18 protein-coding genes are annotated in these 21,614 nt (G+C 67.4%); 8 read left to right on the top strand and 10 right to left on the bottom strand.

The features are described from left to right. Nucleotides 1-59 precede the first annotated feature (59 nt). Nucleotides 60-872, top strand: a complete 813-nt coding sequence (locus tag AC1DEM_RS09840; protein WP_476884184.1) for a hypothetical protein — start codon at nucleotides 60-62, stop codon at nucleotides 870-872. 25 nt (nucleotides 873-897) lie between these two features. Continuing rightward, nucleotides 898-1,680, top strand: a complete 783-nt coding sequence (locus tag AC1DEM_RS09835; RefSeq protein ID WP_476884183.1) for an SDR family NAD(P)-dependent oxidoreductase — start codon at nucleotides 898-900, stop codon at nucleotides 1,678-1,680. Nucleotides 1,681-1,692: 12 nt separating this feature from the next. On the opposite strand, the gene AC1DEM_RS09830 is transcribed toward AC1DEM_RS09835, so the two are convergent. Both AC1DEM_RS09830 and AC1DEM_RS09825 read right to left on the bottom strand, forming a co-directional pair. Continuing rightward, entirely contained in the window at nucleotides 1,693-2,745 is a 1,053-nt protein-coding gene (locus AC1DEM_RS09830) for an FUSC family protein (protein ID WP_476884182.1), read from the bottom strand. Between the two features lie 218 nt (nucleotides 2,746-2,963). Then, nucleotides 2,964-4,562 (bottom strand): MFS transporter, encoded by a 1,599-nt coding sequence (locus AC1DEM_RS09825; RefSeq protein WP_476884181.1) that lies wholly within the window; start codon nucleotides 4,560-4,562, stop codon nucleotides 2,964-2,966. Between the two features lie 370 nt (nucleotides 4,563-4,932). On the opposite strand from AC1DEM_RS09825, the gene AC1DEM_RS09820 reads away from it, so the two are divergent. Further along, a complete protein-coding gene (locus AC1DEM_RS09820) occupies nucleotides 4,933-5,190 on the top strand; it encodes a hypothetical protein (RefSeq protein ID WP_476884180.1) in 258 nt (85 codons plus the stop codon). A gap of 22 nt (nucleotides 5,191-5,212) precedes the next feature. On the opposite strand, the gene AC1DEM_RS09815 is transcribed toward AC1DEM_RS09820, so the two are convergent. Beyond that, nucleotides 5,213-7,762 carry an ATP-dependent DNA ligase gene (locus AC1DEM_RS09815; RefSeq protein ID WP_476884246.1) on the bottom strand — a complete coding sequence of 850 codons (2,550 nt, stop codon included), beginning with the start codon at nucleotides 7,760-7,762 and terminating at the stop codon, nucleotides 5,213-5,215. A 109-nt stretch (nucleotides 7,763-7,871) separates the two neighbouring features. Between AC1DEM_RS09815 and ku the strand changes: the two genes are divergently transcribed. Further along, the gene (gene ku, locus AC1DEM_RS09810) at nucleotides 7,872-8,900 is read left to right on the top strand and encodes a non-homologous end joining protein Ku (protein WP_476884179.1); all 1,029 of its coding nucleotides are present in this window, start codon (nucleotides 7,872-7,874) and stop codon (nucleotides 8,898-8,900) included. 35 nt (nucleotides 8,901-8,935) lie between these two features. Here ku and AC1DEM_RS09805 read toward each other — a convergent pair whose 3' ends face one another. The 6 genes from AC1DEM_RS09805 to AC1DEM_RS09780 form a co-directional block, all read right to left on the bottom strand. After that, on the bottom strand, nucleotides 8,936-9,223 hold the full coding sequence (locus tag AC1DEM_RS09805; RefSeq protein WP_476884178.1) for a DUF7218 family protein: 288 nt from the start codon (nucleotides 9,221-9,223) through the stop codon (nucleotides 8,936-8,938). A gap of 324 nt (nucleotides 9,224-9,547) precedes the next feature. Beyond that, nucleotides 9,548-9,829: an HPr family phosphocarrier protein gene (locus AC1DEM_RS09800; protein ID WP_018774864.1), complete on the bottom strand. Its 282-nt coding sequence runs from the start codon at nucleotides 9,827-9,829 to the stop codon at nucleotides 9,548-9,550. Nucleotides 9,830-9,898: 69 nt separating this feature from the next. Beyond that, nucleotides 9,899-11,974: a PTS fructose transporter subunit IIABC gene (locus AC1DEM_RS09795; protein WP_476884177.1), complete on the bottom strand. Its 2,076-nt coding sequence runs from the start codon at nucleotides 11,972-11,974 to the stop codon at nucleotides 9,899-9,901. 2 nt (nucleotides 11,975-11,976) lie between these two features. Further along, nucleotides 11,977-12,963 (bottom strand): 1-phosphofructokinase family hexose kinase, encoded by a 987-nt coding sequence (locus AC1DEM_RS09790; protein WP_476884176.1) that lies wholly within the window; start codon nucleotides 12,961-12,963, stop codon nucleotides 11,977-11,979. After that, nucleotides 12,960-13,778: a DeoR/GlpR family DNA-binding transcription regulator gene (locus AC1DEM_RS09785; protein WP_476884175.1), complete on the bottom strand. Its 819-nt coding sequence runs from the start codon at nucleotides 13,776-13,778 to the stop codon at nucleotides 12,960-12,962. The genes AC1DEM_RS09790 and AC1DEM_RS09785 overlap by 4 nt, the downstream gene beginning before the upstream one ends. Before the next feature lie 531 nt (nucleotides 13,779-14,309). Next, complete coding sequence (locus AC1DEM_RS09780) at nucleotides 14,310-14,573, bottom strand: DUF6458 family protein (protein ID WP_476884174.1); 264 nt, start codon at nucleotides 14,571-14,573, stop codon at nucleotides 14,310-14,312. Nucleotides 14,574-14,893: 320 nt separating this feature from the next. Between AC1DEM_RS09780 and AC1DEM_RS09775 the strand changes: the two genes are divergently transcribed. The 4 genes from AC1DEM_RS09775 to AC1DEM_RS09760 all read left to right on the top strand — a co-directional run bounded on the left by AC1DEM_RS09775 (nucleotide 14,894) and on the right by AC1DEM_RS09760 (nucleotide 20,074). Next, nucleotides 14,894-15,511: an alpha/beta hydrolase gene (locus AC1DEM_RS09775; RefSeq protein WP_476884173.1), complete on the top strand. Its 618-nt coding sequence runs from the start codon at nucleotides 14,894-14,896 to the stop codon at nucleotides 15,509-15,511. Between the two features lie 219 nt (nucleotides 15,512-15,730). Further along, nucleotides 15,731-16,753, top strand: a complete 1,023-nt coding sequence (locus AC1DEM_RS09770) for a LacI family DNA-binding transcriptional regulator (protein WP_476884172.1) — start codon at nucleotides 15,731-15,733, stop codon at nucleotides 16,751-16,753. Between the two features lie 148 nt (nucleotides 16,754-16,901). Next, the gene (locus AC1DEM_RS09765; protein ID WP_476884171.1) at nucleotides 16,902-17,645 is read left to right on the top strand and encodes an HAD family hydrolase; all 744 of its coding nucleotides are present in this window, start codon (nucleotides 16,902-16,904) and stop codon (nucleotides 17,643-17,645) included. Nucleotides 17,646-17,743: 98 nt separating this feature from the next. Further along, on the top strand, nucleotides 17,744-20,074 hold the full coding sequence (locus tag AC1DEM_RS09760; protein WP_476884170.1) for a glycoside hydrolase family 65 protein: 2,331 nt from the start codon (nucleotides 17,744-17,746) through the stop codon (nucleotides 20,072-20,074). Nucleotides 20,075-20,147: 73 nt separating this feature from the next. Here the strand turns inward: AC1DEM_RS09760 and AC1DEM_RS09755 are convergent, their stop codons facing one another. Further along, nucleotides 20,148-21,542: an MFS transporter gene (locus AC1DEM_RS09755; protein ID WP_476884169.1), complete on the bottom strand. Its 1,395-nt coding sequence runs from the start codon at nucleotides 21,540-21,542 to the stop codon at nucleotides 20,148-20,150. Between the last annotated feature and the right edge of the window lie 72 nt (nucleotides 21,543-21,614).

Below are 21,614 nucleotides of genomic sequence, written 5' to 3'. Positions count from 1 at the left end.
TAAAGTTTGAGCAGAGTTATGCAGTTGGCTCTTGGACAGGTCCCTTTTTGGAGAACCCCATGAACCACAAGCTGCGAGTGTTCGTTCGTATGGACGTCGATCCCGCCAATGTCACGCTCGAAATTACCGGCTGCGTTACCCCGTCGGATTCGGATGCCCTCATGCACATCGTGCGTCGGGCCTCCCGGGTCGCCGCGGGGGCCGACGTGGTCATCGACCTGCACGGCACGTCCCACCTGGACCCGGAACTGTTGCTGGACCTTCGTCGGCTCGCAGAGGCCGGACACTCGCCGGGACCGGCGCCATCACCGGACGCCGGGCACTCCGGAGCGGCTGTGCCGTTCCGCCTGATCCTCGACGAGCCGGCCGAGCTGCCTATCTGCCTCCTGCACGTCGGTTCCGACGCCGTGGTCCTCGCCGGACTCGACACCCGCGTCGCGACAAGACCTGACGCCGGATTCGAGACCGTGCTGGACGCCGGAATCGGCCCCGGACTCCGGGTCGGTCTGGACGCCGAGCTGGGGGCAGCACACGTTCCGCTGGCTACGGAAACCGGCAGCGCCACTGACTTTGGCAGCATGGACGGGCTGGCGCTTTCGGAGTACTTCGAGGACACCCTTGATCCTGTGGCCACGGTCCGGGCCCTGTCCGACACCGCGTTGTGCCGGCTCGCGGACGCCCTGTATCGCCACCTCGACACGAGCACCCCTTTGTACGGAGCCCACACCTGGTACGAGCTCGCGGCCGAAGAGCTTCAGAACCGCCACCTGGCGGACGGTGACGACCAGGCGGACGGGGACGACCAGGCGGGCGGCGACGGCGACGGTCTGGCGGACGGGGAGGAACTGGCGCCGGACACGGCCTTGGCCTGAGCCGCTGCACCGTTAGGCTGTGGCTATGAACCCACAAACAGCGTCCACGCCGGGCACCACCGCTCTCATTACGGGCGCGACGGCAGGCCTCGGCGCCGAGTTCGCCCGCCAGCTCGCCGAAGATGGCCACCGCGTGGTGCTCGTGGCCCGCGACGCCGGCCGCCTCGCGGCCACGGCGGCGGAGCTGGAGAACAGCTACGGGACTGCGGCAGAGACAATTGCCGCGGACCTGACCGACGACGCCGGGATTGCCGCCGTCGTCGCGCGCCTCACCGATCCCTTACGGCCGGTGGAGATCCTGGTCAACAATGCGGGAATCGGCTTGCTGCGGTCCTTCGAGGACAACGACATTGCCGAGGAGAAGAAGCACCTGAAACTTCATGTCGAAACAGCCATGGAACTGAGCCACGCCGCCCTGCAGGGCATGCTGGCGCGCCAGTCCGGCAGGATCATCAACGTCGCCAGCGTGGCCGCCTTCCTGCCCCGCGGAACGTACTCCGCAGCGAAGGCCTGGCTGCTGAGCTTCTCGCGCTCGGCCAACATGGCCTACGCGGCCCGCGGGGTGAAGGTCACCGCCGTGTGCCCCGGATTCACCCACACCGAGTTCCACGACCGGATGGGGATGGACAAGACGGTGACGCCGCGCTGGATGTGGCTCGAAGCCCGGCAGGTGGTCAGCGAGGGTCTGGCGGACAACGCCAAGGGCAAGGCCGTCTCGATCCCCAGCAAGCGCTACAAGGTCCTGACATCGGTTTCGCGGGTACTGCCGCCGCGGCTCGTTGCCGGGCCGCCGCGGCGCGCCAAGTAGCCGCCGGGCACATCAGGAAACGGCCACACGCCGTCGCCGGATCAGCACGACCGCCAAGATCCCGACGGCGGCGCCCACCCCGGTCTCGACGGCCCGTTCGGCGATGAGGACGCCGGGATCGGCAGGCGCCGCCAGCTGTCCGATCAACAGGATCACCGGGGTGAAGGAAACCATGGCGAGGCCGTAGTGCCGGGCCATGAACAGCTCGGTGCTGAACTGCAGGACGATCACCAGGCACGCCAGGACCGCGGCCTCATGGCCGGGGAAGGCCAGCAACGGCGACCCCGGCCACGGGAACAGGATGGCCGCAACCACCGCCAGGCCCAGAAGCGTGCCGACAATTCGGTGGACACCGCGGTATACGCTGCTGGGCAGATCCGCGCCGGAAAGCGGCACCGCCGCCGCGGCCATGGCCCAATGCGGGTGGCCGCTGCCACTGAGGACTCCCAGCGTGCCGGCGGCGCCGACGGCGCTCACGTAGCGGCCGGCATGCAGCCACGCCGCCCTGCGACCTGCGCCGCGCAACGCCTCGACGTCCCGCCGCCGACCTCGCTGCCAGGTGCGGCCCCGGAACCAGCCGCCAAAGCCGATCAGGATTGAGAACCCGGCCGATCCCGCGGCGATAAGGACGGCGGTGTGCCACGGCACTGCGGCGGGAACAGACGCGCACGCGCCCAGGGCCAGGATACCGAAGAACGGCCCGGCGGGTTTCAGGGCCGTTCTGTCCGTGAACAGCGACGCCACGCCGGCAAACGCGGCCTCCACGACCACCAGGGCCCACGAATGAATGTGATGGACAGAGAGGAAGACGCCGATTCCCACCCCGGCGAGCAGGAGGATGGCCGCTTGGCCTTGATGCCGGAGCCGGAGCTGATGAGGCTCGGTGCGGCCGTACATGCCCGTCAGCGCGCCGAAAACAGCGTAGCCGATCAGCTCCGGGTGCCCGGCTGCCAACAGCGCCAGGGACGGAACGGCCACGCTGATCGCCACCCGCCAAGCCGACACGTGGTCCTTGTTGGCCGGGGCAAAGCTGTGCAGCGAACGGATGTGGTGCAGCAGGGACATCACAACTGCCTCTCTCCGGATTAGTTGTTTCCGGGTGCCCGGGTGCCCGGGTGCCCGGGCTTCCCAGGGTTCCTTGGGACTGAAAAGCGTGCGGACACGCCTAAGGCCTGTTCCGTATACTTCCCAACGGGTAAGCATACGGAACAGGCCTCAAAGGGCGGGGCTGTCAGCTACGTAGCCTGGACTACTGCTGCCGGGTCCGGTCGGACCGGGCAGTCTCAGGCTGGGGTCGGGAGTTTCCCGGCTTCCCCGCGCCCTGCGGTGGAATCGGCCTGGGCGACCATCGGCATGTCCATGTGCTCAAGGTCGATCAGCGGGTTCTCGTCCTGCGTCGCGACCAGTTCGCGGGCCTCAGCCTGGGTGTCCACGCTCGGCATGGAGCCGGGCAGCGGCATCTGGGCCGATTCCTTGAGGAAGTAGATCGCGACTGCGCCGATCGCCGAGGTGGCCATCAGGTAGTAGGCCGGCATCATGTCGTTGCCGGTGGCGGTGATCAGGGCGGCAACGATGAACGGCGTGGTGCCGCCGAAGATGGCCACGGAGAAGTTGTACGCGATGCCCATGGCGCCGTAGCGGCTTGCCGTCGGGAACTGGGCCGGCAGGGCCGAAGCCAGGTTGGCCACGTAGAACGTCACCGGGAAAGCAATCAGCGAAAGGCCGGCCAACGTGGACCAGATTTCGCCGATACCGATCAGCAGGAACGCCGGGGTGGCGAGGACTACTGTACTGATGGCGCCGATCCACAGCACGGGGCGGCGGCCGATCCGGTCAGAGAGCTTGCCGGTCAGCGGGATGCAGAGGCTCATGATGACCAGCACGGGGATGGTCAGCAATGTGCCGTGGAGCTCGTCGTAGCCCTTGGACTCGGTCAGGTACGTCGGCATGTAGGAGGTCAGTGCGTAGCCGGCAGTGTTTGCTGCCGCTACCAGGACCATCGCGACGATGAGGGAGCGCCAGTAGGCCTTCACGATGCCCACCGGGCCCTTGGAGGCTGCGGTGTCCGAGGCGGTTGCGTCCTTGGCGAGGTTCTCCTGGGCATCCAGGGTTGCCTGGAACTGCGGCGATTCCTCGATCTTGCTCCGGAAGTACACGGCGATCAGGCCAAGCGGGCCGGCAAGGAGGAACGGGATGCGCCAGCCCCACTGCTCCATGGTGTCCTGGCCGAGGGTCAGCTGCAGCACCGAAACGAGGGCTGCACCAAGGGCGAAGCCGAGGTAGCTGCCCATGTCCAGGAAGCTGGCGAAGAATCCGCGGCGCTTGTCAGGGGCGTACTCGCTCACAAAGGTCGTGGCGCCGGCGTATTCACCACCGGTGGAGAAGCCCTGGATAACTTTGAACAGGACCAGCAGGACCGCGGCCCAGATGCCGATCTGTGCGTAACCGGGCAGGAGCCCGACGGCGAAGGTGCTGGCGGCCATGATCATGAGGGTCGCGGCAAGGACCTTCTGGCGGCCGATCTTGTCGCCAAGCCAGCCGAACACGACTCCGCCGAGGGGGCGGGCGATGAACGTGGCGGCGAAAGTTCCCAGCAGGAACAGGGTTTGGACGGACTTGTCCGCCTCCGGCAGGAACACCGGTCCCATGGTGGTGATCAGGTAGCCGAACACGCCGACGTCGTACCACTCCATGGTGTTACCCACGATGGTGCCGCCGAGTGCTTTCTTAAGCATCGGCTGGTTGACTACGTTGACGTCGGACTCGCGGAGTCGACGGCGGCGTAGCTTCGGTTTCTTCACACCCTTGGGCGCGCCTTGGTTGGTTCCGCTGGCGTTGATAACGCCTGCTGAAGAGTCGGTCATGCTTCGGTCTGTGGGCATTTGGGAAGCTCCTAGGGAGATCATTTGCTTGCGACTTGTAGCTGCCCCGCTCTGGGCAGGCTTTCAATTTTACGGGATTTCTCTGGAGTTTCCGAGTTTCGTGCCGTATCATCCCGAGTTTCGGCGGTATTTGGGCCCGATCGGCGAATTTCTTTTGCCCTGTTTCACCGCGCGGTTACTGGGAACCGGCGAGCCCTGCGGCGCCGAGGCCAAAGTTTTCCCCACCGGCCCGCGCAAACGCGGGTTATTGGGTGGGAATCGGGCCGAAACGAGAGGCCCGCCACAGCCACTACAGACATCTCATCGGTGCGGTCCTACGATTGATGGACACTTCATTTCACAGCGGTTATTTCAGCGGAAAGGAAGATCAATGGCGGATCATCAGTTCGGAGAAGAAATCGAGCCCGAGGTCGCGAGCCACCTGGGGCAGTCCATGGCTGAAGCCCCCGGACCGGAGGCACTGCACCATGCTCCCCCCGGGCCGGGCCAGGGACAGCAGTGGCCGGACGGAAGCGGCAAGCAGCGCCACCCCAAGGACCGCGATACCGCCCGCGGGCGGCAAGGCCAGCAAATGGCCGCCGGAGCCATGCACCGGCAGAGCCGCCCGCAGATGCCCCACCACGACTAGCCCATCACAACCGGTCCTTTAACTAGGTGCCGCCGGCAGGGTCCACCACGACGTCGGCTGGCGTCTTATCCAGGCGCCAGCCGCGCCACACCGGGTGCCGGAGTTTCCCGCTGCCGGTCCATTCACCGAAAGTGACCTCGCCCACCAGTTTTGCACTCACCCAGTTGGCGTCTGCGGCGTCAGCGTGCGGCACGTCCCGGAACGGGGAGGTCTTCCGTGGCAGGGCGTCCAGTTGTTGCCTGAGTTCCTTGAGTTCACGGGTGCTGAAGCCGCTCCCCACCCGGCCGACGTAACGCAGCTTGGCGCCGTCCGGAATCCCCAGCAGCAGCGAGCCCACGGATTCCCGGCGCCCGCCCTTTCCGGGCCGCCAGCCGCCCACCACCACTTCCTGGGTCCGTTCAACCTTGAGCTTGAGCCAGGACCGGCTGCGCTGGCCGACGTAGCGCCCGTCCGTGCGCTTGGCCATGACACCCTCCAGCCCCAGTTCGGCGACGCTCTCGAGGATGTGCTCGGCGTCGCCGTCGATCACGCCCGAGAGTTCCACCGGGCCGGCGGAAGGGCGGAAGAACTGCTCCAGCCCGCGGCGGCGCTCACTCAGCGGCAGGCGCCGCAGATCCTTGCCGGCGTCGAAGAGCAGATCAAACAGCATCAGCCGCACGGGCGTCGATGCCCGCGCTTTGCTGACGTCCGCGGACTTGGTGAGTTTCATCCGGCCCTGCAGCAGGCCGAAGTCGGGCCGGCCGGAGCGCCCGACGGCAATGATCTCGCCGTCGGCGACGAAGTCCTGTTCCGGCCAGTGGGACCGGTCCGTTAGTTCGGGGTAGCTCAGGGACATGTCGATGCCGTTGCGGCTAATGAGCCGGATCCTGGTGGCATCGCCGATGACCAGGGCCCGCACCCCGTCCCACTTGAGCTCGATCTGCCAGTCCAGGTCCGGGAGGTCCGCCAGGGTCCCGGACGTGGCCAGCATCGGGCTGAACGCGGAGGCGTCGGGGGCTGGTTCGTGGCGTGTATCGGTTTCCGGTCCGCCGTCGACCTGGCCCTGGTCCTGGCTTTCGCTTTCGACTTGGCGGCCGCCGTCCTCGCTTCCGCTGCCGCCGACGTCGTCCTCGTCGTCTTCTGTGCCGGAGGGGCGCCGCCCGGCCGGGGAGTCTTTCGGGCCGGCCGGGTCCATCAGGTGGATGAGCCATTGGTCGTTGGCCTGGCCGGTGTGGATCAGGGCGAACCTGCGGGTCCCGCCGAGGCCGCCGCCCTCTGCCCCGGTCAGCGTGGCAATGACTTCCTTGCCGGCGATCCACTTTTCGCATTCGTAGTATCCGCTGTCCCAGATGCTGACGACCCCGGCGCCGTACTGGCCTTGGGGAATGTCACCTTCGAAGTCCGCGTAGTCCATCGGGTGGTCTTCGGTCTGGACCGCGAGGTGGTTTTTTGCCTTGCTGGTCGGGACGCCCTTGGGCAGTGCCCAGGACACGAGCACGCCGTCGCGTTCGAGCCGGAAGTCGTAGTGCAGCCGCCTGGCGTGGTGCTCCTGGATGACGAACTTCTCCTGCCGTGTCCCGCCGCCGTCGCCGTCGGCGTGGTGCCGCTCCGCGGTGAAGGGCTCTGGCGTTCCTGCCCTGTCCCGTTTGGTCCGGTACTTTTCCAGCCGCGGGTCGGTGTCGCCGCCGTCGCCGGCCAGCTCGGGCGGCATTTCAGCCCGTCCGCTGGGGCTGCTGACCGCCGCGTGGGCTGCCTCGGCTCCGGCGTCGTGCCGGCCGCCGGAGACCAGAGCGAACGGATCCTTGCCGGCTGCGACGCGCTTCATCACCTCCTGGAAGTCCAAGTGGTGCAGTGAAGGGGCGCTGAGTTCGCGCCACGTGCGCGGTGCGGCCACTGTGGGCCGGAGCCGGCCGCGCAGCGAATACGGCACGATAGTGGTCTTGGCGGCGTTGTTCTGGCTCCAGTCCACCAGGACCTTGCCGGTACGCAGTGTCTTTTTCATGTCGCTGACGGCCAGATCCGGGTGGTCTGCTTCGAGCGAGCGGGCCAGTTCGCGGGCGAAGTCGGAAATCTGGTCCGAGCTCTGGGACCCGTCCAAAGGCGCGTAGAGGTGAATGCCCTTGCTGCCGCTCGTCACGGGCACCGGGTCCAGGCCCACATCCTGCAAGATGGTGCGGGCCAACTTGGCCACCTCCACGCACTCCTCCAGCCCAGCGCCCTCGCCGGGGTCCAGGTCCAGCACCAGCCGGTCGGGCGGCAGCGCGTTGCCGTGGGAGTCCACCCGCCACTGAGGCACGTGGATCTCCAGGGCTGCGATCTGGGCCAGCCAGGTGAGCGTGGCGGGATCATTGACCAAGGGATATTGGATGGTCCGGTCCTTGTGCGTGATGGCGGCGCGGGGCACCCAGCCTGGCGTTGAATGGTCCAGGTTCTTCTGGAAAAACATTTCCCCGGGGGCGTCGGCGGTCCCGACGCCGTGGACCCAGCGCTTCCGCGTGGCCGGCCGGTTGCGGGCAGCGGGGATCAGCACCGGCGCGACGGCGGCGTAGTAGGCCAGGACGTCGGCCTTGGTGGTTCCCGTCTCCGGGTACATGATTTTTTCCAGGTTGGTGAGCACCAGTTCGCGTCCGTCCACCCGGACGCGTTCCTTACCGTTGGGCAAAACCCTTCACCTCCGCGCAACTGTGATGTTCACTTGATCCATGAGAGCCATCTGGAAAGGCGCAATAGCGTTCGGGCTGGTCAACGTGCCCGTCAAGGTCTACAGCGCCACTGAGGACCACGACATCAGTCTCCACCAAGTTCACAACGCCGACGGCGGCAGGATCCGCTACCAGCGCCGTTGCGAGGTCTGCAGCAAGGTCATCGACTACGAGGACATCGACAAGGCGTATGAGGACGATGGCCGCACGGTGGTCCTGACCCGCGACGAGCTGAAGTCCATCCCGGCGGAAAACAGCCACGAAATCGAAGTGGTCCAGTTCGTTCCGGTCGATCAGCTCGATCCCATGATGTTTGAAAAAAGCTATTACCTTGAACCCGACTCGAAGTCGCCCAAGGCCTATGTGCTGCTGCGGCGCGCCCTGGAGGACACGGACCGTGTGGCAATTGTGCAGTTCGCGCTCCGGGACAAGACCCGGCTTGGTGCGCTGAGGATTCGCGACGAGGTCCTGGTGCTGCAGTCGCTGCTGTGGGCCGACGAAGTCCGCGAGGCCAGCTTTCCCGCACTCGAGACCTCCATCCGGATCTCCGCGCAGGAACGCGAAATGTCCGCCGCCCTGGTTGATTCGATGGCCTCCGATTTTGTGCCGGACCAGTTCACGGACGAATACCAGGAGCAACTGCGCCAGCTGATCGAGGCGAAGCTGGACAAGGGGGAGTCGCTGGACACGGAGGAGACCTTCGGTGCCCCGGCCGAGGCGGGCGAGGGCGAAGTTATCGACCTGATGGAAGCCCTCAAGCGCAGCATCGAGAAGAAGCGCGGCGGCGGGCGAGGGGCCGCGGAAGCTCCCGCCGAGGCCTCCGCATCCGCCGGCAAGGCTGCCCCGAAGGCGCCCGCCAAGACGACGGCGGCCAAGTCCACCGCCAGCAAGTCCACGGCAAGCAAGGCGGCGTCCACCAAGACCGCGGCGGCTTCCAAGACCGGAGCTTCCAAAACCGCGGAGGCTCCCAAGACTGCGGCGGCTTCCAAGGCGCCGGCCGCGAAGACTGCGGCTCGAAAGGGTGCCTGAGCCCGGCTGTCGCCTGGCGCCGTCGCCCACCCTGATCAGGAGTTCCGCAGGGCGGAAATGAGCTCGCTTTTCTTCTTGGCCGAGTAGCCCTTGAGGCCGATCTCCTTGGCCCGTTCCTTCAGCTGCGGCACCGTCCAGTCCTCGTAGTCACCGGCCTTGCCGCCCTTGCGGCCGACTGAGGAACGGCCCCGCTTGGCGGCGGCGTTGGAGATCCTGGCGGCTTTTTGCTTGGAGGCGCCGTCCTCTACCAGCTTCTCGTAGAGCTCGGGGTCCTTGATGCTGGGGCTTTCTGAGCCGCGGGGCTCGCCCTTCGTCGTTGGCATGGCTGCGAGGTCATCTCCTTCGGCCGGGAACCACTTGGGCGGCGGCGCGCGGACGGTGCCGCCGGGGATTCCAAACTAGCCGCGCCGCAGGGCGGTGACAAGCACTTACTAAGGTCACTGACAAAAAGCGGTCACTGACAGGCCGCCGCCAGAGCAACGCGGGGTCACTTGGCGCCCATGTTCCCCAACGGAATGGGCCGTAGGTGACCCCGCGTTGCCATTGAACTAGGCGGTGGAAAACGCGAAGGCCCGGCCGGCCCCTTACTCGGGGGCGGCCGGGCCTTCTGGTGCTGCCGTGTTCCGGCGCGGGGCCGGAAGGTGAGGCTATTCGGCGTCGTGATCCGTCTCAAGGATCTGCACGAGGCGGTCCAGTGCCGCGTCGGCGCCTTCACCCTCGGCACGCAACACCACAACCTCGCCGTGGGAGGCGCCCAGGCTCATCAGCGACAGGATGCTGGCGGCGTCCATGGCCTCGTCCTCCGGCTCGCCCAGGCGGGCAATCGTGATCTCGAGGTTGTCGAACTCGCCTGCAGCCTCGGCGAAGATGGCGGCCGGACGGGCATGCAGCCCAACGCGGCTGGCAATGGTGGCGTTACGTTCGGTCATTTCTGCTCCTTGAAGTCAGCTTGGGTATTCATCAGCTGTGAGTATCTGCTTGGAAAATCGTGCACTGGTTCAGGCGGCTACGGGAACCGTTTCCACCGTACCAACCGGCTTCTTGACTGCCCAGCGCTTGAGCGCAATCACGGCGAAGGCACTTACGACCGTACCGGCCGCAATCGCGACGACGAACATCAAGAAGGGATCGATCGCGAAGAAGACGAAGATTCCGCCGTGCGGGGCCTTCGACCCCACGCCTGCCGCCATCGAGATGGCACCGGTTACGGCGCCGCCGAGCATGCTGGCGGGGATGACGCGCAGCGGGTCCGCGGCCGCGAAGGGGATGGCGCCTTCGGTGATGAAGGAGGCTCCCAGCAGCCATGCGGCCTTGCCGTTTTCCTGTTCCGCCAGGCTGAAGAGCTTCTTGTTCAGCACGGTCGCAGCCAGCGCCATGGCCAGCGGCGGGACCATGCCGGCGGCCATGACGGCCGCCATGATCTGCCACGGAGCCTGGTTGGTGATGGAGGCGGCGCTCAGGCCAGCGACGGCGAAGGAGTAGGCAACCTTGTTGACCGGACCGCCGAGGTCGAAGCACATCATCAGGCCCAGGATGATGCCAAGTGCGACGGCGCTGGCACCGGTAAGGCCGGACAAGAATTCGTTGAGCCCGACGGTGACCCGGGCGATGTAGGCGCCCAGGAACACGAACAGCAGGCCGGAAGCCGCAAGCGACGCCACGAGCGGGATAATGACCACCGGCATCAGGCCGCGCAGCCAGCGGGCCACGTTGAGCTTGCCGATGGAATGCGCCACGTAGCCGGCGATCAGGCCGCCCACGATGCCGCCGAGGAAGCCTGCACCCATGAAGACGGCAACGGCGCCGGAAACGAAGCCCGGGGCGATGCCCGGCCGGTCAGCGATGGCGTAGGCGATGTAGCCGGCCAGCGCGGGCACAAGGAAGCCCAGGGACAGGGCGCCGATCTTGAAGAGCACGGCCCCCAGGTAGGCACCCAGCGGGCCCCACGCCAGTTCCGGGTACGCGGTGGGCAAGTTGAAGAGGCTGTTCTCCGCCAGGATCTTGTCCGCGAAGGCGGTGATGTCGTAGCCGCCCAACAGGAAGCCGAGGGCGATCAGCAGACCGCCGCCCGCCACGAACGGAATCATGTAGCTGACGCCGGTCAGGAGGGCCTTCTTCAGCTTTGTGCCAAGGTGCTCGCCCTTTTCCTCGGCCTCGTGTTCGGCCTGCTCCTCGGCGCCGAAGTGCGGCACGCGGCGGGCATGGGGGTTGTCTGCGGCGGCGAGTGCTTCCGCTACCATCTTGTCCGGCTCGTCGATGCCCCGCTTGACCGGCGCGTTGATCACCGGCATGCCGGCGAAGCGCTCCTTGCCGCGCACGTCTACGTCCACGGCGAAGATCACGGCATCCGCGGCGGCGATCACGGCGGGGTCAAGTGCCTTGGCTCCGGAGGACCCCTGGGTTTCCACCTGCAGGTCCACGCCGACCTCCTTGGCCGCTGCAACGAGCGAGTCGGCGGCCATGTAGGTGTGGGCAATGCCGGTGGGGCAGGCAGTAACGGCGACGAGGCGCTTGGGCCCCTTGGCCTTCGCTGCGCCCGCACCTTCACCGGCGCCGGCAGCGGCTGAGGCGGCGGCCGCGGAAGCTGCGCCGGTCGCCTCGGCCGGGGTATGGGCCGCCGGCTTGTCCGCCAGTGCGCCATCGACGAGCTCGACGATCTCCGCCTGGGAGGTCGCGGCGCGCAGGCTGGCCGTGAAGTCCTTCTTGATCAGCGACCGTGCCAGCTTCGAAAGCAGCTTCAAGTGGTCCTGGTCCGCGCCCTCAGGAGCGGCGATGAAGAAGATGATGTCCGCAGGGCCGTCCTTGGCACCGAAGTCCACCGGCTGGGACAGCCGCGCCATCGCCAGGGTGGGCTCGGTGACCGCCGTCGAGCGGCAGTGCGGGATCGCGATGCCGCCAGGGACGCCCGTGGCGGTCTTGGATTCCCGGGCAAAGGCGTCGGCAAAGAGGCCTTCGGCCTCGGTGGCGCGTCCGGTGGCGGCAACTCTGCCTGCCAGATGCCGGATCACGTCCTCGGGCGAGTTGCCCAGATTCTGGTCGAGCTCGACCAGTTCGGTAGTAATGAGCTGTGTCACTGTCAATCCTTCCGGAGGGCCGTGATGGTTACGGCATCAGGGGTGGTTTGGTTGACTGCCGGGACAGTGGAGCCAGGCAGGGAAGCGGCGGCGGCACCATGGGCCACCGCCTGACGGAGGCAATCGACCGGGGCGGCGCCCTGGCTGGATGCGAGCAGGTATCCGGCCAGCGAGGAATCGCCGGCGCCGACAGTGCTGACCGCGGTGACCGGCGGATGCGTGGCCAGCCACGCGCCGTCGGCCGTCGCAAGAACGGCACCCTTGGAACCGAGGGTGGCCAGTACGGCACCCACTCCGGAGCGCACGACGGCGGCGGCGGCCGCTGCTGCAGCCTCCGGGTCCGCTTCGAGCTCCTCGGCGGACTTGTTCGTGGCGAAACCTGCTGCGGCAGCCAGTTCCACCAGTTCCTCGGCGTTGGGTTTCAAGAGGTCCGGTTTTCCCGAGGTGTCGCCGGAGACCGCTGCGGCGAGGGGTTCGCCAGATGAATCGACGGCGACCCGAGGTGCGGCCTCGCCGTCGAACAGGGAACGCAGCCGCCGGGTGACGGTCGCGTAGAAGTCGGCTGGAACCCCTGGTGGGAGCGAGCCGGCCAGGACTACCCAGGCGGCGCCGCGGGCGTGGTCCAGCAGCAGGCTGATCAGGGCCTCCTGCTGATCCGCGCTCAGGACCGGTCCGGGTTCATTGATCTTGGTGGTGACGCCGCCGGGCTCGGTGAGGGCCACATTGCTGCGCAGCGGCTCGTCAATCGGGAGGGCCGCGAACGGAACGTCGGTCTCCCGCAGGCCTGCGAGGACAGGGTCGGCCTCGGCGCCGGGGAGGACGGCGACTGTCTTGAGCCCCGAGGCAACGAGGGCGCGGGAGACGTTGACTCCCTTGCCCCCCGATTCCTGGCGGACGGAAATGGCCCGCTGGACTTCTCCGCGGAGGAGGGGGCCGGGCAGCGCCACGGTGCGGTCCAGGCTGGGGTTGGCGGTAAGGGTGACAATCACGCGACCACCACCTCCACTCCGGCTTCCGCAAGGGCGTCCGCGAGTTCCCGGCTGGGTTGGGTGTCTGTGATCACGGTGTCCAGATCTTTCAACGAGGCGAACTGGACCAGCGTCTCCGCGTCCAGCTTGGAGGAATCAGCCAGCACCACAATGCGGCGCGCTGATTGGACGAAGGCAGCCTTGACCGCGGCTTCTTCAGGATCGGGTGTGCTCAGCCCGAAGGCTGCATGGATGCCGTTGGTGCCGATGAAGGCGATGTCCGGGCGGATCCGGCGGGCGGCCTCCACCGTGGACTGGCCGACGGCGGCCTGCGTCAGGCCGCGGACTTTGCCGCCGAGCAGATGCAGGGCGATGCCGGGTTCGCCGGACAGCCTGGACGCGATGGGAAGGGAGTGCGTGATGACGACGAGTTCGGCGTCGGACCCAGGGCCGGGCAGGTTGCCGGCGGCGGCTGCTGCGGCGGCCCGGGCGGACAGGAGTTCGGCGAGGGCTTCTGTGGTGGAGCCAGCGTCGATCAGGATGCTGCCGGTGAGGCCCGGGGGCATGAGGGCAAGGGCGGCCTCGGCGATCCGGGTCTTCTCGGACTGGCGCTGGACAGTCCGTTCGAGAACGCTTTCCTCCGTGGTGCTGAAGCGGTCCGGGGAGACAGCGCCGCCGTGCACCCGGCGGACACTGCCGGCGGTTTCCAGCGCGGCGAGGTCCCTTCGGACGGTTTCGGTGGTGATGCTGAAGCGCTCGGCCAGGTCTGTGACACTGGCCCGGCCGCTGGCGTAGATGAGCCCCACGATCAGCTGCTGGCGTTCTTCGGCAAACACTTACCCTCCATTGCGTACTGCGCCGGTCTTGGCTTCTGTTCTTTCCGGGCCTTTGAAATGCCGAACCCGCTGTCGCCGCTTCGGTGACTCCCGTCACATGAAGTGGAATTGTTTGACTTTATCTTCGTTCATGTGGGTTTGTCAATGAAAAACCACATGAACGCAGAAAATGGGTAAGTTTCGGGGGACATGTCCCTTGGTTGGGGTGGCTGCGGGCGGGTGCCGGGGGGACATGTCCAGTGGTGGGGCCGGGGGATGGGCGGGTCGGGGTTATGTCCATGGTCCGCTCCGGGGGCTGGGCATGTGCTCCGCGCGCGCGGAGGGGTCGGGCCGGGTGCCGGGGGGACATGTCCAGTGGTGGGGCCAGGGGATGGGCGGGTCGGGGTTATGTCCATGGTCCGCTCCGGGGGGCTGGGCATGTGCTCCGCGTGGGGCGTGCGGCATAAGTGGCAGAAGCCGGGCCTGACCTCAAGGCCCGGCCCGGCTTCCGGGACGTTGGATTCCACGCCGCGAAGGGGGCGTGGGCGGAGCTTAGAGGCTCGCGTCGCGGCTCTCATTGCGTGTGATGGTCTCGCCGGTGTTGGGGTCAACAACCGTGCGGCTTTCGCTGACCCGGCGCGAGCGGCCGCGTCCGGGGGAGGCGAGGACCAGGGAGGCGATGAGTCCAATAACGCCGACCGCCATCAGGATGTAACCGATCATGGCCTGGTTCACGTTGGGGATCAGCCCCGGGGCAACCGCCCAGGCAAGGACGGCGCCGATGGCAATGAGGAAGATTGCGGAACCGATTCTCATGACGTGCTCCTTGGTGTCCCGGGGGACGGATGGGTGATGCTAAGCATGCTGTCCAGCGTCACGCTACAACCCCGACCCTGCCGTTTCAATGAAATCCCCCTCGGTCCGGCCGGGATATTTCCGCACCAGGTTCCGGCATCCGGCCCGTGCTAGGACGTCCGCCCCGGTTTCCCACGGGCGCGCCGCGGGTCCCAGAGTAGGTCTCCGATTCCGCGGCGGAGCCGACGGCCGGCGCAGGAGGCCGGCCCTGAGTGCAATGCCGCCGTGCCAGTGCCAGGAATGCTGGCCGAGGAAGCGCCCGCTCTGGATAGGCTGAGCCCATGGAGACTGTCGTCTGGTCACGACCCGAACACGAGCGCGCTGGCACGCCGCTGCTTGTGATGCTGCACGGCTATGGCACGGACGAGTCCCGGATGTCCAAGCTGTTCAGTTCCCTGCCGCCGGAGTTCACTTGCGCCGCGCTGCGCGGCCCCAAGGACATCGGCGACCACCACGGCTGGTTCCTGCTGGACTACTTCCTCACCCACGACTTTGCCGACGTCATCGCCTCCACGAACGGTGTCTTCGCCTGGATCGAGTCCGTCAAGTCCCGGCACAGCAGCGTCAGCCTGTTCGGATTTTCGCAGGGCATGGCCATGGCCAGCACGCTTCTACGGCTCCGGCCGGACCAGTTCCGCGCGGTGGTCGGACTCTCGGGCTTTGTCCTGGACAACGAGCTCCTGACCATGAGTGAGTCCTTCACCTCCCGGCCGCCATTCTTTTGGGGCAGGGACAGGGCCGACGTCGTGATTAACGACGCCGCTGCCGAACACACCGAGGAGTGGCTGGACCGGAACACGCAGCTCACGGCCCGGACCTACCCCGGCATGGGCCATTCGATTTCGAAGGCCGAACTGGTGGACGTCAGCGCCTTCCTGCGGCACTACGTCCTGCGCTGACCAGATCCAGAGCGGCCGCCGGGCCTCCGCCGGGCGGCCACTGACCAGCCACTGACCAGATGCCGTCCGAACGCGCGGCCAAACACTCGCCCGACATGGGACCATCCACTTGCATGCCAAATTTGTAAGCGCTTACAATCGACCTCGGCCATGAACACCGGGCCCACTACTTCGGGGGGAGAAAGGGCTGAGCCCGTGCCGCAGGCCAAAACCCCGCGCGTGAGAATCCAGGACGTCGCCGCGCTCTCCGGGCTCTCCATCTGCACTGTCTCCCGTGCACTCCGGCAGCTTCCCAACGTCTCCGCGCAAGCCAAGGCAAGGGTCGGCGACGCGGCGGCCCAGCTGGGCTACAAGGCCTCGTCGGCAGCATCCAGGCTGGCCGGCGGCAACACCGGGTCCGTGGCCATCATCGCCCCGACTGCCACAGCATGGTTCTTTGCCCGCGCGGTGGAAGCGGCCGAGGAAGTCTTCGCGGACAGCGGCTACGACACCGTCCTGATCAGCCTCCGGAACCGGCCCAGCGTGCAGCAGAAGCTCTTCGGCGACCTCGCGGCCCTGGCCCAGCGCGTGGACGGCGTGCTGCTGCTCAACATCGGCCTCAGTAAGGCCGAATTGGCCGCCCTCGCCGCGTCGGGCCTCGCCGTGGCCAGCGTCGGGATGCACGGCGTGCCGTGGGACAACGTGGGTATTGACAACGCGGAGGCCGCCCGCGCCGCCACGAACCACCTGCTGGAACTGGGCCACCGGGACATCGCGATCCTCGCCGGCAGCGAAACCGGTGCACCCTCCCTCGTGACCGCCAGCGAGCGGCGGCGGGGCTTCGAAGAGGCCCTGGCCGGCCACGGCCTCGGGGTAGATCCGGGCCTCGTGATCGACGCTGGCTCGAGCATCGAAGGCGGCCGGCTGGCCATGGCAGAGCTCGCAGAAAACCGCAAAATGCCGTCCGCGGTTTTCGCCGGTTGCGACGAGACAGCCTTCGGCGCGCTCATGGCACTACGGGAGCTCGGTTTGTCAGCGCCGGAAAACGTGTCCATCATAGGAATAGACGATCATCAGATGAGTTGGTTCCTGGGCCTGAGTACTATGGCCCAGCCTGTGGCCGACCAAGGCGCTCTCGCGGCCAACCTGCTGATTGAAAGACTTCATCGCTCGGGACTTCCCAATCCGCCGCTTGCCAGTCCGCCGTCGAACCATCTGCTGGACACCAAATTGGTAGAGCGCACCAGCACGCGCCGCCGCTGATCCGGGCGGCGACCCTACCGGAACGTCCCCAAACAGAGCAGCAAAGGCAGAGCCGCCGTCGCACCGGAACTGCCCTGAACTGACTGCCCTAAACCGCCGCTTTGAGCAAACCGTCTAGCTTGCCCGTTGTCTGAAAGGCCCCTGACTCATGACTGTAGTTCCCGACACCTCCGGCCTCGCCGGTGCACTCTCCGGCGCATCCGCCATCCTTTTTGACCTCGACGGCGTCCTGACGCCCACCGCGGTGGTGCACGAGCAGGCCTGGAAGCAGCTCTTCGACGGATTCCTGGCCTCGGTCCCTGATGCCGCGCCGTACCGTGAGAGCGACTACTTCGACCACATCGACGGCAAGCCGCGCTTCGACGGCGTCCGGGACTTCCTGGCCTCCCGCGGGATTGTGCTGCCCGAGGGCCCGGCGGACGACGAGCCCGCGCATGACACCGTCCATGGGCTGGGCAACCGCAAGAACAAGGTCTTCAACGACATCGTCGAGGCCGGCGGAGTCCAGCCCTACGAGGGCTCCGTCCGGCTGGTCGACGCCGCGCTGGCCCGCGGACTCAAGCTCGCCGTCGTCTCCTCCTCCCGCAACGCCCCGGCCGTGCTCAAAGCCGCCGGGCTCTCCGATTACTTCCCCGTTGTGGTCGATGGTGTCGTCGCAGTCGCCGAGGGCCTACCCGGCAAGCCCAGCCCTGCCACCTACGAATACGCCGCCCGGCTCCTGGATCTGCCGAGCCAGGACTGCGTTGTGGTGGAGGACGCCGTCTCCGGCGTCCAGGCCGGCAGTGCGGGAGACTTCCGGTCGGTGATCGGCGTCGACCGCGGCGCCGGCCGGCAGACCCTCCTCGACGCCGGGGCCACGGTAGTGGTCAACGACCTCGCCGAACTGCTCTAACCCAGCGCCGGCTTCCGCCGCCATAAGCTCAGCCCCTGCGGCTGCCATCTCCCACCGCCTAGCTCACTGCCTACTCCCGCCGAAAGAACCCCTAAACCATGGCCCTCATCACCTCGGACCGCGCCCGGTTCCCCAACGATCCCTGGCAGCTGGTCGAGACCGTCCACCTGCCCGGCAACGCCGGCACCTTGGAGACCCTGTTCAGCCTCGGCAACGGGCACCTGGGCATCCGCGGCGCGCACTGGGGCGCCGCTGACGCCGAACTTCCCGGCAGCTTCATCAACGGCTTCCACGAGACCTGGGACATCAAGCACGCGGAAAACGCCTACGGCTTCGCGCGCACTGGGCAGCGGATCCTCTACGTCCCGGACGCCAACAACTTCACCGTCATCATCGACGGCGAGCCGTTGAGCCTGGACGAGTCGACGGTGCTGGACTACCGCCGCTCGGTGGACTTCGCCACCGGTATCTACGAGTGCCGGATCACCTGGCAGTGCCGCTCCGGCGCGACCGTGACCACTACCGAACGCCGCGCCGTCGGCTACGAATCCCGCGGGGCGCTGGGCATCAGCCTCGAAGTGGCGGCCGACCGGGATATCTCCGCGGACGTCACGTCCTCGGTTATCAACCGCCAGGACCAGCCGGTGGACGATCACTCCGCCCATGACCCGCGCCGTGCCGGCCGCCACGCCGGACGCGTGCTGCTTCCGTTGCGTCTCGAAGGCGGCGACGGCTCCCTGCGCCTCGCGTGGGAAGCTGCGGAATCCGAGCAGCGACTCGGAATGGCCGTGGACCACTGGACCTCGGCCGGGGTCCAGCCCTTCGATACCCTGGTGGACCAGGACGACAGCAGCGTCCGCTACGTGCTCGCCGTCAGCGCGGACGCACCGTTCGTGCTGGAGAAGAGCGTCACCTACGCCGTGGGCCAGGCCTCGGCGGACTTGGCCGACGACGCCGAAGCGGCCTTGTTGCCGGTCAGCGAGGTCTTTGCCCAGAGCGAGGCCCACTACCGCGCCTACTGGAGCACCAGCGACATCGTGGTGGCAGGCCAGACCGAGCTCCAGCAGGGTGTCCGGTGGAACCTCTTCCAGCTCGCACAGGCCACCGCCTGCGCCGACGTGGCCGGCATCCCGGCCAAGGGCGTGTCCGGCTCCGGCTACGACGGCCACTACTTCTGGGACCAGGAAGTGTACTTGCTGCCCTACCTGACCTACACGAACCCGGGCAACGCCCGCCAGGTCCTGGAATTCCGCCACAACCTCCTGCCCGAGGCGAAGATCCGCGCCAAGGAGCTCAGCGTGGACGGCGCCCTCTTCCCCTGGCGCACCATCAACGGACTCGAGGCCAGCGCCTACTACGCGGCCGGCACCGCGCAATTCCACATCGCCGCCGCGATCGCGTTCGCGACCAACCGGTACATCTGGGCCAGCGGGGACACCGAGTTCCAGGACACCCTGGGCTCCGAGTTGCTGATCGAAACCGCCCGGATGTGGGTCTCGCTGGGTTTCTTCGGCAAGGACGGGCTCTTCCACATCCACGGCGTCACCGGCCCCGACGAGTACACCGCCGTCGTCAACGACAACCTGTACACAAACGTCATGGCGCGCTTCAACCTGCGCACCGCCGCGGCCCTGGATCACCCGGAGATCGACGACGCCGAACGCGAGCTTTGGGAGCAGGCCGCCAACCGCATGCAGCTGCCCTACGACGAAGACCTCCAGGTCCACTCCCAGGACAACGACTTCATGGCCTTGGAGCCGTGGGACTGGACCACGCCCCGGTCCAAGTACCCGCTGCTGCTGCACTTCCACCCGCTGGTGATCTACCGGCACCAGGTCCTGAAGCAGGCCGACACCGTGCTGGCCATGTTCCTGCAATGGCAGGACTTCACCGCCGAGGAAAAGCGCCGCGCATTCGACTTCTACGATCCCATCACCACCGGCGACTCCACGCTGTCCGCCTGTGTCCAGGGGATCATGGCGGCCGAGGTCGGCTACGGGAAGGCTGCGCTGGACCACTTCACGCACGCCCTGTTCATCGACCTCGACGACACCCACGGCAACACGATCGACGGCGTCCACATCGCCTCCACCGGCGGGGTGTGGAGCTCGTTGGTCAGCGGCTTCGCCGGTCTGCGGGACCAGGGCGCGGTGCCGTACTTCGATCCGCGGCTGCCTGCCGAATGGGACGGACTTGAGTTCCACCTGAAAATCCAGGGCAGGCTCCTGCACGTCGTGCTGGAACAGGATTCGATCAGCCTGACGGTCCGTGAAGGCGCCCCATTGGAGATCGACGTGCGCGGGGAACTGCTCACCGTCGACGGCGGCCCGGTCCGGGTCCCGCTGGCGCCCGTCACGGCCCCTGAGCCGACCATCTTCCCCAGCGGCCTTCCGACGTCGTCGATCCCGGTGGTGCGCGCCGCAGTCTGAGGCACCGCCAAAGCAACGCGGGGTCACTTAGCGCCCATGATCCCCCCGGACATGGGCGCTAAATGACCCCGCGTTACTTCTGGCCGGGCTCCCCTGATCCGAGGGCTTCGGCAGGGTCGTCGGCGCGGCCGGCGTGTTCTGCTCCGCTGGCCTCTTCCGCGCCGCTGGCCTCTTCTGCGCCGCTGGACACTTCCGCGCCGCGGACGAGCGGGTTGGCCAGCTCATCGGACGGCATCCGCGCCACCACCATCGCGACGACGGCCATCACCGGACACACGGTCCCCGCGACGAGGAAGATCAGCCACAGCGGCAGCACCTCGGCGGCCGGTCCGGCCAGTGCCATGGAGACCGGCATGAGCGCCAGCGACACGAAGAAATCCAGGCTGGAGACGCGGCCCAGCAGATGCGGCGGCACGCGGCGCTGGAGCAGGGTTCCCCAGATCACCATGCCCACGCTGCCGGTGGCGCCGAAGATGAACAGTGCTGCTGCCAGGGCCCAGAAGCTGTCCATAATTCCGATGGCGGCGATCGGCAGGCTGCCCGCTCCCCAAGACACCATCATGACGGTGAGGTAGCGGCGCGGAAGGGGAAAAGAGGCCGTTGCCAGCGAGGCTGCGGCGCCGCCGACGCCCATGACGGCGAGCAGGAAGCCGAACATGCGCGCATCCCCACCGAGCTGGTCCCGGACCACGAACGGGACCAGGACCTCGATGGGGCCGATCAGGAACAGCACTGAAATGCAGGCCCAGAGCAGGGTCCACAGCAGCCAGGGCGTGCGCACGGTATAGCTGACGCCCTCGCGGAGGTCATGGCGCAAGGACGTCTTCGCCCGCCTCCGGCCGCCGGCGCTGCCCGCAGCGCTCGGCGCCCCCGCCGCGGGCTGTCGGTGGAGGAAGTTCAGGATGGAGAAAGCCAGCAGGTGGCAGGCCGCCACGCCGGTGACTGCGTACGAGGGGGACATGGCCGCCACCAGGACGCCCGCGACGGCAGGCCCGGCCGCCTGCTGCAGGATTGGCCGCATGGTTCCCTCCACGCCGTTGGCCGCCAGCAGGTCCTCGGGCGGCAGGATCCGCGGCAGAATGGCGGAATAGGCGGGGAAGAAGAAGGCAGCCCCGACGCCGAGCACGAAGGCCCCCAGCGCCAGATGCCAGAGCTGCAGCAAGCCCGCCAGGGCCAGTGCGCTGATGCTGGCGATGACGGCGAGGTTGGCGCCCTCGACCGCGATGATCAGCAGCCGTTGGGGAACGCGGTCCGCGGCGATGCCGCCGGCCAGCAGAAACGCCACGAGCCCAACGCTGCCCGCCGCAGCCACCAGCGAGAGCTCCAGTGGACCGCCGCCCAGGTAGATGACCTCGTAGACCATCGCAACGGCCCACATCCCCGAACCGAAGATGGAGATGGCCAGCGCCGTGATCAGCACCCGGTACTCCCGGTGCGCGAAGGGGCGGAGGGCTCGCAGGGCGGGCATGGGCCCAGTCTAATAGCAGGCCACGCGGCCGGCTGGCGCCCGCCGCGGTCCAGCGGGACCCCGGCTTGCCGG

It is taken from the genome of Arthrobacter sp. 05T420, from assembly GCF_056396305.1.
This window is presented reverse-complemented; position numbering and strand designations above follow the sequence as displayed.